The sequence below is a fragment of the Phormidium sp. CCY1219 genome (genome assembly GCF_035615515.1).
Classification (GTDB): domain Bacteria; phylum Cyanobacteriota; class Cyanobacteriia; order Cyanobacteriales; family Laspinemataceae; genus CCY1219.
Genome location: NZ_JAJENT010000859.1, coordinates 1 through 14,369, shown reverse-complemented (window position 1 = coordinate 14,369; position 14,369 = coordinate 1). Strand labels below are relative to the sequence as shown.

10 protein-coding genes are annotated in these 14,369 nt (G+C 53.3%); 4 read left to right on the top strand and 6 right to left on the bottom strand.

Annotated features, from left to right (window positions below; all coding sequences use genetic code 11):
- Positions 1-100: 100 nt before the first annotated feature.
- From LKK83_RS27785 to LKK83_RS27760, 6 genes are all read right to left on the bottom strand, one after another.
- Positions 101-4,480, bottom strand: coding sequence for a CHAT domain-containing protein (locus tag LKK83_RS27785; protein ID WP_324634706.1), 4,380 nt, complete (start codon positions 4,478-4,480; stop codon positions 101-103).
- 84 nt (positions 4,481-4,564) lie between these two features.
- Entirely contained in the window at positions 4,565-4,708 is a 144-nt protein-coding gene (locus tag LKK83_RS27780; protein WP_324634705.1) for a hypothetical protein, read from the bottom strand.
- A 554-nt stretch (positions 4,709-5,262) separates the two neighbouring features.
- Positions 5,263-6,246, bottom strand: a complete 984-nt coding sequence (locus tag LKK83_RS27775) for a LysR family transcriptional regulator (protein ID WP_324634704.1) — start codon at positions 6,244-6,246, stop codon at positions 5,263-5,265.
- 545 nt (positions 6,247-6,791) lie between these two features.
- A complete protein-coding gene (locus tag LKK83_RS27770; RefSeq protein ID WP_324634703.1) occupies positions 6,792-7,967 on the bottom strand; it encodes a CO2 hydration protein in 1,176 nt (391 codons plus the stop codon).
- Between the two features lie 270 nt (positions 7,968-8,237).
- Positions 8,238-9,737, bottom strand: coding sequence for an NADH-quinone oxidoreductase subunit M (locus LKK83_RS27765; RefSeq protein ID WP_324634702.1), 1,500 nt, complete (start codon positions 9,735-9,737; stop codon positions 8,238-8,240).
- A 305-nt stretch (positions 9,738-10,042) separates the two neighbouring features.
- Positions 10,043-11,899 carry an NAD(P)H-quinone oxidoreductase subunit F gene (locus LKK83_RS27760; protein ID WP_324634701.1) on the bottom strand — a complete coding sequence of 619 codons (1,857 nt, stop codon included), beginning with the start codon at positions 11,897-11,899 and terminating at the stop codon, positions 10,043-10,045.
- Positions 11,900-12,431: 532 nt separating this feature from the next.
- On the opposite strand from LKK83_RS27760, the gene LKK83_RS27755 reads away from it, so the two are divergent.
- From LKK83_RS27755 to LKK83_RS27740, 4 genes are all read left to right on the top strand, one after another.
- A complete protein-coding gene (locus LKK83_RS27755; RefSeq protein WP_324634700.1) occupies positions 12,432-12,743 on the top strand; it encodes a carbon dioxide-concentrating mechanism protein CcmK in 312 nt (103 codons plus the stop codon).
- 79 nt (positions 12,744-12,822) lie between these two features.
- Positions 12,823-13,161, top strand: coding sequence for a carbon dioxide-concentrating mechanism protein CcmK (locus LKK83_RS27750; protein ID WP_324634699.1), 339 nt, complete (start codon positions 12,823-12,825; stop codon positions 13,159-13,161).
- 4 nt (positions 13,162-13,165) lie between these two features.
- Positions 13,166-13,468 (top strand): EutN/CcmL family microcompartment protein, encoded by a 303-nt coding sequence (locus LKK83_RS27745; RefSeq protein ID WP_324634698.1) that lies wholly within the window; start codon positions 13,166-13,168, stop codon positions 13,466-13,468.
- Positions 13,469-13,572: 104 nt separating this feature from the next.
- A partial coding sequence (locus LKK83_RS27740; protein WP_442957371.1) for a DapH/DapD/GlmU-related protein occupies positions 13,573-14,369 on the top strand: 797 nt, incomplete at its 3' end.

The following is a 14,369-nucleotide window of genomic DNA, read 5'->3' as shown; positions in this document are numbered from 1 at the left end:
AGGGCATCGGGTATAATAAAGCCGTGGCGGCAGCCAGGGCTTATGTGCAATGCATAGATTGCTTTATGAAGCCACTGGCTTAACTGGAGCCTCACCTAAGTTACCAAGGACTGCCGATAGTGGTAAAGCCTGACCAATAATAAGGATGAGAGAAGTCGCGACCCTCTTGGAGATCCAGGGGAGTCGGCAAAACAATGCTCCCGGATTTGCCAGTACCTTGCACGCGACCATTTTCGATGCGAACCTCGCCGCGCAAGAGAGCCAGTTGTGCCTGACGCAGTGCCTCGGCGACAATGGGTGTTTGGCGCAATTGTTCGTAAAACTTGCTCATCAGAGCCAAAGTGCCTTCATCGCTAACGGACCAGAGACTAGCCACAGCAGTTTGCGCCCCTGCATTGATAGCTAAGCCGGCGAATCCTAACTCTGCCTGGGCATCTCCCACTGCAGTGCTGCAAGCGGAGAGAACCAGCAACTGCACGGGGGGGTCATTCCAGCCGAGTTCGCGGATTTCATTGAGGCGCAACCGTTCTTCCCACAGTTGAATGTAAGAATTGCTCGGGTCACCGGGTCTGAAGACCCCATGTGTAGCCAGGTGAACGATGCCAAAAGGCACCTGTTCTCGCTGTGAGAGGAGATTAGACATCGTAAAGCCTTCATTGAGAAAATATTCCCCGGGCCATAAATCGCCCACAATCGTCTTTAATTCTACCGGAACGGCGGGCAAAGGAGAAAGGTTGGAGAAGGTGGAAGCGCCCATTGCCAGGACTCTCGCGTTGCGGATATCGGTATAGCGCGTATCTGCGAGAGACAGACTGGGCATGATGCCCATACTGTAGCGTTCGATCGCGAATTGTTTGCCATCGTGGAGGGCAGCGATCGGGAGCGATCGCAATCCAGTATCCATAATAAACACCAAGCGATCGATATTGCGGGCTTGCAAATCCGCTTCAATCGGGGCCACGATCCACTGATAAAACTGTTGTGCCCAAGACAAATAAGTTTCACTTTGACGGCGAGAGGGCTTCGTTAGTTCCGAGCGAAAAGCTCGCACAGCAGACATGGCGCGCGCGCGAGAGGCACCGGCGACGCGACGGCGCAGGGGCTTTCCGCGACTAGTGAGTGCGATAATTTCGAGTTGGTCGGTATCTTGGGGGAGGGGGGAGTTGCCCGGATTGAATTGCAGACCTGGAGGAACGAAAGAGAGATAAATAAAGGCAGGTTTTTGGCCGGTTTGCTGTTCCACCTTAGCAGCCAAATTGCGAATGTCCCCCACAGAGCTAATGGTAGGGCTGGTGGGGAATCCCAGATAGCGATCGAACTGTTCGGTGAAAGAGGCTTCCAGTTGTTCGATTTCCACTTCTAGGGGTTCGGTATCCAGGGGTTGAGCCACTAACTGGGTATCGGGTGCGATCGCCCGTTCGTTCAAGGGAGGTCTATTCTCATAATCTACCATCGGTTCGGGATCCGGAGTCGGTTCGGGATCCGGAGTCGGTTCCGGAACCGGAGTTGGTTCCGGGTTGGGTGCTGGCGAGGGGGCGGGGGGGTCTTCAGTGAGAAACCGCACGTTATTTTCCTCGAAGGAGGAGGGATAAACTTGGAGCGGGGTCAGGGTTGTTTCGCCGGTAGTTACCACCCCGGCGGTGCCATTGAAAGTTGCGTCACCGATCGCAAACGGGGTGGGCGGGTTAGTGGTTCCGCCGCCGTGACGAAGGGAGATCGCACCTGACCCCGTGCCCCCGGCGGTGAAAATGCTAGCACCGAAAACCTCGGGTTCTGTGAGGGTAGCGGTAGCTTGGAAGACGCCGGCGCTGGAGATATTCACCGTGCCTCCCGTTCCCCGATCGCCGCCTCGAGCGGTGATAAAGGAAAGTTGAATCGGTCCGCCCGAAGTGAGCGTTACCGAGCCACCATTGCCCAGTGCGGAACTGGTATCGATGCCGCCGAGTTGCAAAGAATTGGGCGCAGAAATCGCGATCGCGCCCCCCTCCAGTTCCCCAGAGGACAGCACGCTGCCGGTTCTCACAGAGCCTTGGCCGCTTTCCAGCGTAATATCTCCCCCCGTGCCACTCCCGTCCAAGCTAGCTGATTGTATATTATTGGCGACGATATTTCCCGGCGACCTCACAGAGATACTTCCCCCCTCCCCGCGCGAGGTCGCAATTAAATTCCCCGCCCCGGTGTCAATCGTCCCATTGCGGCTTTCAATCAGAATATCGCCGCTATTGAACTCGCTAAACGAGAAAATGTTGCCCGTGGAGATATTCCCCTGCGCCGCGATCGCCACCTCGCCGCTATTATCCGTCACCGCCAGCACCTCACCCGTATTCGCATTGGCGATTTCTCCCCCACTCACCAACCGTTCCCCGCCCGTATCCACCGTGCCGGTAGTGCTGGTAATGCGAATCGCGCCCCCGTTCAAATCGCCCAGGGTTTGAATCCCTTGGGTAACAATGTTTCCCTCAGCGGAGAGAATTGCATTTCCACCATTGCCATTGCGCGCCGTAGCGTTGAGGATGCCCCCACTAGTATTAATCTCACTGCGGGATAAGATAATCACATATCCTGCATTACCAGTCACACTGCTAGTATCGATCGCGCCAGTAGCGATCGTGCCCCCCGGTAAGGCGAGATTGGGGAACACAGTATTGGATAAAATCACCGCCCCATCCCCAGAGGCGATCCGAATATTGCCCGTTTGAATATCCGCACCGGTAGCCCTAGCGCTCAACGTGGGGGATAGGGATCCGGCAGATTGCACCGCATCCAACGACGGAAGATTCAATTGCGGATCCGAGAGATTCACCCCACTCAACACCACCAACTGCGGTTGCGAAGCCAGATCCACCGCTATCTGGGATCCCTCAGGTAACGGAATGGAGAATTGAGGGAAACCCGTGGCATTGGGGTCGCGCCCCGTAATCGTCACATCCCCCAGGGTGACGCTTCCCCCCGCCAGAATGCCCAAGGAGCCACCTTCGTAGGATCCCAAGGACACATCCCCCCGGGCAAAGATTGCCGGATCCTGGGGACTGACTAAATCTCCCGGGGTGCTGTGGGTACAAGTCGGGGTAGAGCAAGTTTCGATGCGGAAATTGCCCCCGGTGGAAAACCGGGCATCGCCGATCGCCGGATTAGGCGATCGCAACCGCATATCCCCCGCCGCCACCAGACCACTTGCGGGATGATTTAACGCAAAAATATCGATTTCCTTCCCAGAGAGCGTCAACTGGCCCCCCACCCGAATCTGCAAAGGATCCGTGGCACTGTCGCGAATTTGCACCGTTTCTTGCGCCACCCCCGTCAGATTCCCGGTGGTTTGCATCGATTCCCCACCGCCTGGGGATGAAAACAGGGTTAAATTCCCCTGGGCGGAAAGGGTAGCACTGTGGGCGCGGTGGGAACTTGTGGCCACATCCCCCGGTTCTACGGACAAGCCGGCACCGGTTAATTCTACCCGCCCATCCGGGTAAACTTGGATATCCCGGGCGTGAGTCACCTCGCCCCCAGTGAGCAACTGAGGCAAAGAAACCGACGTCAGCGGTGCAGACACCCGGGCGGGATCTGGGGAAGGGGCGATGTCCAAACTCAGCAGATGGTGGGGCTGAGAAATCCGCACCCGGTGTTGACCCGGGATAGCGGCTACGATCAGGTTGCCATCCGGGGCGGCGAGGGTGCCGGTATTGAGAATGGTGCCCCCGAGGAGGGCGAGGTCGTGACCTGGGGTGAGGGTTAAGTTGCCGAGATTGACAATCGGACTCGGTTGCGCGGGGAACTCAAAGCGGTTCGGGGTGCCCAGTAAGCGAGTGTAATCGCTATCGCCTTGCGCGCTCAACCAGCGCCTGTCAAAGCCAATCCCCGTGGCGGTGGTGGCGGTAAACGACGCGGGAACGTTTAAACGGGCCTCTGGGCCAAAGAGAATGCCGGCGGGATTGATTAGGAATAAGTTGGGGTTGCCCCCGGTGATTTGGATTAACCCGTTAATCACGGAAGGATCGCCGCCGACAATGCGACTGAGGATATTGGCGATCGCCGGTGTGGCGTGAAAATTGGCAATTTCCCCCGCATTGAGGTTAAATTGTTCGAAACTGTGAAACAAATTTGCGCCATCGCCAGAGGTTTGACCCCCGGTAATCTCGTAGCGATTGCGATCGCGGGTGACTTCCGTATGGGTGCCATCCTCCCTAGGCGCGATCGGTTGCGCGTAAGCCGGCAGGCTAATCCCGGCAAATAAAATAGCCAGCCGTGACAGTTGGCTCAACCATTGACTCGCCACCGCTAACAGATAGGTCTTTTCTCGATTGAGCTTCAACAAGGGATTTCTCGCTACTGCCAATAAATTAGCTGCTCGATTTTCGCATGTTTGACCCGATTTATCAATTCCCACTCTCAGGGGGTTCGGGAGTTTCTGGTTTTTTCCCATTTTCCCCCACACTAGCACGGTGTATTGCAACCGCGCGATCGCTTTGGCGCTTTGATGCACTCCCCAACCGGGGTGGGCTGTAATGGGGTTAATCCTTTATTAAAAAAGAATTAATCTTCAGCAACTTTTCCCTCGACCCACTTTTCAATCAGAGAGCTTAAGCCACAAACTCATATCTAAGCCTTCCATGCCACATTTTGCTTTAAATCGGCGCTTCAAGGTGGTATCGAGGACGATGTTGAGCCGATCTGTGCTCTTTTTTTCTGTTTTTTCTGTGGTTTTAGCCATAGCCGTTTTTTAGAAAGCCAACGCCGTGGTTTTTTATTGGTTGTCTACGCTTTATTTTAACGAACTGTTTCGAGATTGCTTTCGGCAAGATTTGCAGTGATGGAAAGCGGGGTATTGTTATCGCGAATCATTAACTCGGGGGCGATCGCCGCTCGAAGGGGCCGAGACAAATAAAAATGGTGGAAAAGTGTGGGAAAAATCGACAAAATAAGAAAATTGGCATATATTATAGCAGAGGTATTTGGCAATCTGCAAGTAAATTTGGCGGATTTGAGATGGGTGTTTTCCGAGGCTAGAGTTTGGGAGGCGATCGCCCGCACGCAGGTCTGGTAAGGGCGGATTGCTTTTGGGCGATCGCTGACGGGGGAAATGGCACCATTGGGGTGCAGCAGTTTGGATGAAAGAGAAAGACACGGCGGTAAGCCGTGTCTGCGATAGTTTGGTCAACCATTGTCGAAATAGCACACAAATCGGTGAACAATTGATGGCTGATGCCGATCGCAACAAAGCGAGGCGGAGCAAAGCGCCTGGGAAAAGCATGAGCTGCGATCGGGCTAAACTGACGAATTTTCCGGGGTACCTACAGACTTATCCTCGGGGAATTGGTCGAAGGCAGTTTGCTTAAAATTCGTTGTTTGCTCGATAATTTGGCGACCCTCATTCAGAAGATAGTCGCAAAAAGTACGAGCCACCACCGACAATTGCTTGCCGGTGGGGTAGATTGCATACCAATGACGGGGAATGGGAAAACCCTGCACGTCGAGAATCGTCAATTGATTGCGCCAGCCTTCCAGGGCCAACACATGACGAGACAGAACCGAGATTCCCAACTCCCCAGCGATCGCTTGTTTGATTGCCTCATTGCTTCCCAGGTCCAGGCGGACCTTCACCTCAACCGAGTGTTCGTCAAATAGTTTTTGGACCGCATGTCGCGTTCCCGAACCCGGTTCGCGCATGATAAACGGTTCGCCATTGAGGCGATCGAGAGGAATATTCGTTTCCGATGCCAGAGGATGATTCACCGATGCCAAAACCACCAGCGGATTTTCCAGAAACGGGTGACAAGCCACATCTGGACTGCTTGGCGGTTGACTCAAGATATAGATATCGTCTTGATTGTCGTTGAGACGTTCCTGTAACCCCTCGTGATTGGTCACGGTTAGAGAACAATCGATTCCTGGGTAGCGCTGACAGAATGTCCCTAACAAGCGGGGGATCACGTATTTGGCTGTGGTAATCACGCACAGCCGCAATTGTCCCTGTTTGAGACCTTTAAGATCCGCCACCGTCATTTCAAACTGAGCCAAGCGCTCGAACACTTCGCGGCAAGTGCCCAGTAACTCCTTACCCGCTTCGGTTAAATACAACCGTTTTCCCACTTGCTCAAACAGCGGCATTCCCACTGATTTGCTCAACTGCTTCACTTGCATTGAGACAGAGGGTTGGGTGAGAAAGAGCTCCTCTGCAGCGCGGGTAAAGCTACTGTGGCGAGCCACCGCTTCAAATACCCTAAGCTGGTGCAGCGTTGCCTGCTTCAATGCTTATCTCCTAAATAACCCTTAAATCTATAACTAAAAATCTATTATAGTCATAAAAAACTATGCCTTCCCTTTATAGTTGAAAAACGTTAATATAAATTTACTTGCAAAAACTGTAAGACTCCCTTCTCCATAGTGTTGCACGGCGATCGCAGACTCTAATGGTAACTTTTGTTGCTATTATCCCTTATTTCGTGCCCAGGGAGTTCCGCGATCGCCGCGCAGCGCCTTTCATCCACTGGAGATCCGCTTTGAATCAGCATCATGCACTTTTTCCCATTGCGGAAAAAGTGCATTCCATCACTCCCTTGCAATTGTCTTCCTATTTATTCTTTTGCAATCGAGCGTCTTTTCTCCATCAAACAAAACCTCAACTGCAATCCTAACTCCTTTCTGGGGTAAAAAGGCTTTCGCCCGAGAGGCGATCGCCTGCCCCCCATGCTTGTGTCTTCCTCATGCGTCCCTCATAGCTAAGCGCAACCCATAACCATTGAGCGATCGCCAAACCGGGGACGTCCATCGGGTGCCCCGGTGTATGGTGGGGGTTAATGAGTTTGGGGTTCCGAGAATAACTGACAATCGCGAGTTGTCGGTTGGTTGACCTCCTGCAAGCGGGAGGTGACGAATCGATCCATCCACTGTTCGAGATAAGCGCGATTGGCTTGTTGTTGTTGTGCATCCTGGGTATCCAGGGGATAAGGAGCCAATCCTTTCATCGCTGCCGTGGTCACGCAAAACATAGATTTTTGAAAGCTTTGGCAGATTTGCACCCGCAAATCGTCTTCCCCGCGACAGCTTTCGCGATAGACCCGATGCAGATAATCGGGCAGATAGTGCCTCATATCCTGCATCAATAAGGTTGGCGGAATCCCTGCGGCACCGGTAGGCAGAGGATCCGCATACAGGGCACCATAACTAAACGCACTTTGGCGTTCTGGAATTTGATGAGCCTGAGCGTTGTAGGAAACCGTGCCCGGAAACGGCGCACCTCGGAAGAAAATCGAATCCACATAAGGCACGGCGGTATCCATCAGAAAGGTTAACCCTGCCTCCTTGGGGATGATGGGGTATTCGCGATCGCCAATCTTCACCGCATAAGTAATCGGTTTATTCGCCGCCGCCACTAACCCATCGAGGATATGCTGCACCACTTGCGCAATCGAAGTGATTTCCCCCCTGTCATAGCGATCGCTCAGGGAGAGAAAAATATCGCTCATCACCCGCCAAAATTGACCCAAACCGCTGTAATAAGCCAAGCAGCGCACCTGTTCGAGCAAAAAGTCAGGAAACAGCCGATTGAGTCCGAGAATCACCGGATTGCGCTTAAATTTAGCCGCGATCGCCTCGCAAGCTAACTGGCAAAATTCTGGCGAATCTAAATAGGTATCCAACCCACCTCCACCATGCCAAAACATGACTTTCATGCAGTATTCGGCATACTCGAAATTAATGCGATCGTGTCCCCAGTGACGCAACAGCTTTGGTAGATTCACCTCCCCATTAAAATACTTAAAAAACGGAAAAAACACTAAAAACTGATGATTGGCAATATAGATAAGATTGCGGGAATACGCATCAAGGACTACCCCGTAGCTTTTGAGAATTCCCACCACTTCAATCATATTTTCTGGGGAATGCGGTAGCAAGTCTCCCCCGGATTCCAACCTTTTAATATAGGGGGCTAATGGATGATTAGAGGGTTTTAATTTTGTGCTTGTCATGGGTGAAAGAATCCTCCCTGAATTGGTTTTAAACAAGTTTATTTTTTTTAAGACAGCAAGACAATACAAGCGAATAAATTTTTTTTGTGAATAAAAACGGGTTAATTTTAACGATGATGTTCTGAAATTTAACTGTAACTCGTTCCCATAATGGGGGGGGGAAACCTCGGCTTTTTAGAGACGCGATTAATCGCGTCTCTACGGGGTCAAATAACCTGCACATTTGCTGAGCCTTTCCCCGTGGGGGTGATGGGTGGGAGGGATGAAGAATTAGGGCGTCGGGGAGGTCACAGTGGGCGAGACAGCGATCGCGCCTGTGGGCTGACTCAAGGCAGTAGTTTGCGCTTCAGTATAAGCCACCAAGCCAGAAGGCCACAGACCCAGAACCACGATCGCCACAGCCAGAACGATCGCCGGAATGCGATCGGCCCATTCAACCCGAGGCAAATTCACCACCGGTTCGGACAATCGGCCAAAAAAAGCGCGATTAATCAGCAGTAAAAAGTAAACCGCCGTCAGACCCGTGCCCACCATACACAAGAGAGTTTGCACCGGGAACACCGGCAAACTGCCGCGAAAAATAATAAACTCGGCAATAAATCCCGCCATTCCGGGGATACCAGCACTTGCCATCACCCCCAAAATCATCAGAGAACCCACCATCGGCAAACCGCGTTCCGGGTTCAACAACCCCTCAATCGCTTGCAAATCGCGCGTTCCAGCTTTTTTGTACACCACCCCCACCAGCAGAAAAAGCAAACCACTAATCAAACCGTGGCTGACCATTTGAAACACCGCACCCAACAGACTCAACGGCGTATTTGCCGCACAGGCTAAGAGGATATATCCCATATGGGCAACGGAGCTAAAGGCGACCATTTTTTTCATATCGGTTTGGGAGATGGCGTTTAAGGCACCATAGAGTACGGCGATCGCCGCCACCGTAGCCAACCAAGGTGCCCACGCGGCCCAGGCATCGGGAAACAAGCCCAAGCCAAAGCGCAGCAAACCGTAAGTGCCTAATTTTAACAAAACCCCTGCCAGCAGCACCGAAATCGGCGTAGAGGCTTCCACATGAGCATCGGGCAACCAGGTATGAAACGGAACGATGGGAATTTTAATCGCAAAGCCGATCAGCAAAGGTGCCAGCAGCAGTTGTTGCTTGTCCAGGGGAAGGGTTGCCCCAGCAAAGGTTTGGTAAGCGAAGCTACTCGCCTCGGTGAACCACACCAAACCCAAGAAAGAGGCCAAAATCAGGATGCCGGAAACGGCGGTATAGAGCAAAAATTTAGTAGCGGCGTAGCCTCGGCGATCGCCCCCCCAAATGCTGATTAATAAATAAAGGGGAATCAGTTCGAGTTCGTAGAACAGGAAAAACAGCAACAAATCCTGGGCGAGAAACGCCCCCGAGACGCCGGCGTTTAACAGCAAGAGTAACGAGTAGTAAAGCCGAGGTCGAGAGATAGAGGGTTTAGTGCTGTAGAGGGCGATCGCCGTTAGCAGGGCGTTTAAGACTAATAACGGTAAAGAGAGACCATCGATGCCTACGCGGTAGCCCAGACCCAAGGTTTCGATCCAAGGGAGGTTTTGCGAAAATTGCATCCCCGCCTGATGGGGGTCAAATTGGGTTCCCAGAAAGACGGTCCAGAGGAACAAGACAGAGGCGATCGCGATGGCAAGCTGACGCGATCGCCTTCCATCCATTTGGGTGGGCAATAGTCCGACAATTGCGGCACCGAGCAACGGCACCCCTATCAAAGCACTGAGCATGAATCAATTCGGCTCCTTTGTCACGAGGGTTTTGCACGAGGAAAATTGGGGGAAAAGGGCTGAAGAGAGTTCGCGGTGGGTTCCGGGGGGAAATAGGGCCTCGGAACCGTGGCGGATTGCAACTGTTGAGCGTTTAGGTGATGCTGGCAATTTCATCGGTTTTCCCGCCGCGATCGCCCCAGGAAGTGGGCAGGGAAAAGGAGGAATGAGGCAGCATGGGCGATGAGCTCAACTGCCGAATAATTGAGGTGTTCGAGTGGAGTTTTGCGGGCCAACGGCTTGCGGATGTAGGCGGGGGACTTGTCTTACAACAGGGAACTCATCAGCAGACCCAAAGCGGCGACGCCGATGAGAATGGTGAGGATGTAAAGTTGGGAAACACCGGGGACGGTATATTTTAAGCCTTGGCCGCTGAAGACGGTAGCCAAGCCAACAAAATTGACCAATCCATCGACAAAATAGCGATCGAACCAGGCGCTGATTTTGGAAAACTGTTCTACGGCGAAGACCACAGTGAGGCGGTAGAGGCGATCGATGTAAAAGTCATAGGCGAACAAATCTTGCAGGGATTGCCAAGGGAGTTGGACGGGTTGGCGTTGTGCGGGTTTGATATAAAGCAGGCCGGCCACCACACAGCCCAAAATGCCAGAGAAAACCAGTAAGGGGAGGGAAAACACTGCCGGATCCGGACCAGTTCTTGCCCAAGGGCCGGCCCAACTGAGCAACAGTTGCCAGTGTTGGAGCATTAGGGGAACTAAGAGGGTGACGATAGTCAAGCTAACCATTGGTAAAGCCATTGGCCAAGGGACTTCCGGGGCGCGGCGCGTTTTCGGTTGCGGTTCGCCCAAGAATACCAGACTAAAGACCCGGGTGAAGTTGAGGGCGGTTAAACCATTGACCGCCACCAGGATAAGGACTAGCCACCAAGGGACGATCCAGAAGCCATTGAGCCAGCGTTCCATTGCCCAAAAGGTGCCCAGGGGGAGGACGGCGATCGAGCCTGCGCTACCCACCACAAAAGCGAGGGTAGTGGCGGGCATTTTCGACCAGAGGCCACCCAATTCGGTAATGTTTTGGTTGTTGGTGGTGATGATGACCGAACCGGCGCTCATAAACAGGAGACCTTTGGCGATCGCGTGGGTGAACAGGAGCAATAAGGCCACATCCACATGCTGCATGCCCACGGCGATAAAGACCAGACCCAATAAGGCGCTGGTGGAATGAGACAGAGTGCGCTTGATATCGATTTGGGCGATCGCCACTGCAGAAGCGCCGATCGCGGTGACGGTACCGATCGCAATTAAGGCGATCGGGGTAATCGGGCACAGGGACAACACGGGGGATAACTTAATCAGCACGTAAGCGCCGCAAGTGACCACCAGGGAATTTCGCAACAAAGACGCCGGGTTGGGACCTTCCATCGCTTCATCCAACCACAGGTGCAGCGGGAATTGAGCGCATTTGCCGATCGGTCCGGCGATTAACGCCAGACCCAGGAGGTTGGCGATCCAGGGGGAGAGTACGGCAGTTTCCGACCAGGTTTCGAGATCCGAGAAACTAAAGCTGCCCGCCAGAGTGCCCACACTGACGACCCCCATCAGCAGCAAGATATCTCCCACGCGCTTGGTTAAAAAGGCATCCCGCGCGGCGGTGACCACCAGAGGTTGGGCGTACCAGAATCCCACGATTAAATAGGTGGACAGGGTGAGCATTTCGAGCAAGGCATAGCTGAGAAACAGGGAATTGCTGATGGCCAAACCGCTCATGGCGGCTTCAAAAAAGCCCATCAGGCCGAAGAATCTGGCTAATGCCCAGTCTTTTTCCATGTAGCCGAGGGAAAACAGTTGCGCCAGCAGACTCAAGCCGGTGACTAATTCCATTGCCCCGGTACTGACTTGGGAGATGTCGAGGACCACCGAGAGGTCTAAATCTCCAGTGCTGAGCCAGTGGAAGATTAGTTGTTGTGGATCTTGGTTCCAGGTGGTTCGGAACAAGAATGCGCCATGAATGAAGGCAAGGGTGGTGGTGAAGAGGTTAAAGTAAGCGGCGGGTCGCGGCCCGGTGCGTCGGATCGAGCCAGTTGACCACGGCAAGGTCAATATTGCTCCGATCAGACTGTAGAGGGGAACCCACCAACTCGTTTGCACGAGAAATTGATTCATTGGAATTGCCCGTTGAAACTGCTGTGGTTGTAAAGTTTTTCTGTAAAAGGTTGGCTGAATGCTTTGCCCAAAGCCGATGGGCGGCGCGCTGCGGAGGGCGGGGTCTGGGTGGAGATGCCAGTGGGGGAGGGAACCGTGTCAGGGGCGTGCCTCCTGGATAACCGCGATTCGATGAGGCCGATCGTGGTGGCGACGCGCTTTCCATGCCTCCCGTGCCTCGAGGCTTTCGCCGCCTCTCCCCCGGGGGGTTCCAGGCTCTGCGATCGCCTCTTTCGGTGGAACCTCCTTTACATTTCACCATTAATTTTATTAATAAAGTATTAATTTTCTTTACAATATAAGTCCGGCTGATTGCGTAGATTTGCCAATATGATTATTATTTATATTGTCAAGGGATACAAGCTTCACCTATTCTGGTTAAAGGAAGACAATAGCGTTAACTAAGCAAAAAAATAGAGTGGGGATTCCCGTAAATATTCACATAGCAGCTTAGTTGTCGTAAAACGACTCATCAGTTCAGGAGACACAAGACATGCCAATTGCAGTGGGAATGATTGAAACCAAAGGCTTTCCAGCGGTTGTGGAAGCCGCAGACGCAATGGTGAAAGCCGCTCGCGTGACCTTGGTCGGCTATGAAAAAATCGGCAGCGCGCGCGTCACGGTCATCGTTCGGGGAGACGTATCCGAAGTGCAAGCCTCTGTGGCCGCCGGGGTCGAATCGGTCAAGCGAGTTAATGGTGGAGAAGTCGTATCAACCCACATTATTGCCCGTCCGCATGAGAACCTAGAATACGTACTGCCGATTCGGTACACCGAGGCCGTGGAACAGTTCCGAACGTATTAGCTCGGCGCTATGGCGCGTAGGTAACAACCGAGTCCGACAGGACGCAAACAGACCACTACACTATGAGGGAGTCAAACTCATGTCAATCGCAGTCGGGATGGTGGAAACCCTCGGGTTTCCAGCCGTGGTAGAAGCCGCAGACGCGATGGTAAAAGCTGCCCGCGTAACCTTGGTGGGTTACGAAAAAATCGGCAGCGGTCGCGTGACGGTAATCGTTCGGGGAGATGTGTCGGAAGTGCAAGCTTCTGTGGGTGCCGCACAGGATAACGTGACCCGGGTCAGGGGCGGACAGGTGGTCTCCACCCACATCATTGCTCGTCCCCATGAAAACCTGGAGTACGTGCTGCCGATTCGCTACACGGAAGCCGTGGAGCAGTTCCGGGAAAGCACCACCGGCATTCGCTTAGGTCGCCCCTAAACCCATGCAACTTGCGAAAGTTCGCGGTACGGTCGTCAGTACCCAAAAGGAACCAAGTCTGCAAGGAGTGAAATTTCTCCTGGTGCAATTGCTAGATGACCAGGGCAACCCGCTGCCCAAATATCAGGTAGCTGCCGATAGTGTGGGAGCAGGTGTAGACGAGTGGGTACTCGTCAGCCTAGGCAGTGCAGCACGTCAGGTTCCTCGGCGTGGCGATCGACCAGTGGATGCCGCAGTCATCGCGATTGTGGACACGGTGAGTGTCGAAAATCGCATCCTATATAGCAAGAAAGATCAGTATCGTTAGGCGTAAGCTCGTCCTTTGTCATTTGTTATCGCTCGTGGGCATCGTGGCGATCGCGCAAATGACAAAGGACAAGGGACAATTGTTCAGGAAGGAGGAATTCAGTTATGGTAGTCCGCAGCACAGCGGCTCCGCCGACACCTTGGTCGAAAAATATGGCCGAGCCTCAAATAGATAAAAGTGCCTACGTTCATTCCTTTTCTAACATCATTGGGGATGTGCGGATTGGTGCCAATGTGTTGGTTGCACCGGGAACCTCGATCCGGGCCGATGAAGGCAACCCGTTTTACATTGGCGATGGCACCAATATCCAAGATGGGGTGGTCATTCACGGTCTGGAACAAGGCCGGGTTCTCGGAGATGATAACGCACGCTACTCGGTGTGGATCGGCAAGAATTGTTCGATTACCCACATGTCCTTGATCCACGGACCGGTTTATGTGGGTGACGATTGCTTTATCGGGTTTCGTTCCACGGTATTTAACGCCCGGGTGGGCAAGGGCTGTATCGTGATGATGCATGCCTTGATCCAAGATGTGGAGATTCCCCCGGGAAAATACGTGCCCTCTGGGTCGGTGATTACCAACCAGCAACAAGCCGAGCGCTTACCAGCGGTACAAGATACGGACGTGAAGTTTGCCACCCATGTAGTGGGTGTCAATGATGCCTTACGCTCCGGCTATCGCTGTGCCGAAAATATCGCTTGCGTGACCCAAGTTCGCAATGAGGCAGGCTCAACCCCCTATTCTAATGGCTATAGTTCAAACGGTCAGACGATGACGACAAGTTTAAGTGGTGAGGCGATCGAGCAGGTCCGCCAGTTGCTCGCCGGTGGATACCGCATCGGGACGGAACATGTGGACGAGCGCCGCTTCCGCACCGGTTCTTGGAAGAGCTGCGCGCC

Excerpts from the sequence above, each read along its gene's own strand:
- LKK83_RS27765 (WP_324634702.1), bottom strand. The coding sequence starts at position 9,737 with ATGCTCAGTGCTTTGATAGGGGTGCCGTTGCTCGGTGCCGCAATTGTC.
- LKK83_RS27780 (WP_324634705.1), bottom strand. The coding sequence starts at position 4,708 with ATGGCTAAAACCACAGAAAAAACAGAAAAAAAGAGCACAGATCGGCTC.
- LKK83_RS27755 (WP_324634700.1), top strand. The coding sequence starts at position 12,432 with ATGCCAATTGCAGTGGGAATGATTGAAACCAAAGGCTTTCCAGCGGTT.
- LKK83_RS27750 (WP_324634699.1), top strand. The coding sequence starts at position 12,823 with ATGTCAATCGCAGTCGGGATGGTGGAAACCCTCGGGTTTCCAGCCGTG.
- LKK83_RS27770 (WP_324634703.1), bottom strand. The coding sequence starts at position 7,967 with ATGACAAGCACAAAATTAAAACCCTCTAATCATCCATTAGCCCCCTAT.
- LKK83_RS27745 (WP_324634698.1), top strand. The coding sequence starts at position 13,166 with ATGCAACTTGCGAAAGTTCGCGGTACGGTCGTCAGTACCCAAAAGGAA.
- LKK83_RS27760 (WP_324634701.1), bottom strand. The coding sequence starts at position 11,899 with ATGAATCAATTTCTCGTGCAAACGAGTTGGTGGGTTCCCCTCTACAGT.